Genomic DNA, 622 nt, shown 5'->3' with positions numbered 1-622 from the left:
ACACATATAAATGCCTGCGTGGAGCGCTAATATCATCTCCCCAATCGAAAGGTATAGAGATAAAGACGTTAAAACGTTTATCTTCATGATGATCTTCATCGTAAGTCTGGCTGGCGGAAAAGGTATAGCTAATCCGTTGCCAGCTATTGGAATAACTCACCTGATAATCTTTACTGTTACCGCTCCGTCCCCAGTAATCGCGCCACAGCGTACTGAGCGAAAACGAGCCCCAACCCTGCGGCAAAGACTGGCTGACGTTAGCTGAAAAACTGTTCTTACGACCAAAATCATTCTGATAATAGTCTGCGATGTCGTACACATCATTTTCATCACGATGATAACTGTTTTTATTATTTGCCCAAACGTGATCGTTAAAAGTGCGATAATCTTTGGAAGAGTAGCGATACGCCGCCAGGCCAAAACGGNCAAATATTTGTTATAGGCAATCTGGTAGCTCTGCCCGTCAAACACATCACCATTATCCTGTTTGCTGTGCGATTGTGTCGCATCGACGGAAATCGCGCCGATACGTGTATTCCAGCCGGTTCCAAGCGTAAACGCATTGTAGTTATCTGCCAGCATGGTGCCGCCATACAGCGTTAACAGATTATTCAGCCCGTAT

The 622-nt window shown here is 45.2% G+C and carries 1 pseudogene; it reads right to left on the bottom strand.

Features of this window, described 5'->3' with window-relative positions:
• Positions 1-622: pseudogene (locus FDX22_RS15510) on the bottom strand (fimbria/pilus outer membrane usher protein); the annotation flags it as partial.

Origin of the sequence: Citrobacter sp. TBCS-14, from assembly GCF_005280805.1 — a bacterium.
Classification (GTDB): Bacteria; Pseudomonadota; Gammaproteobacteria; order Enterobacterales; family Enterobacteriaceae; genus Citrobacter; species Citrobacter gillenii.
This window is presented reverse-complemented; position numbering and strand designations above follow the sequence as displayed.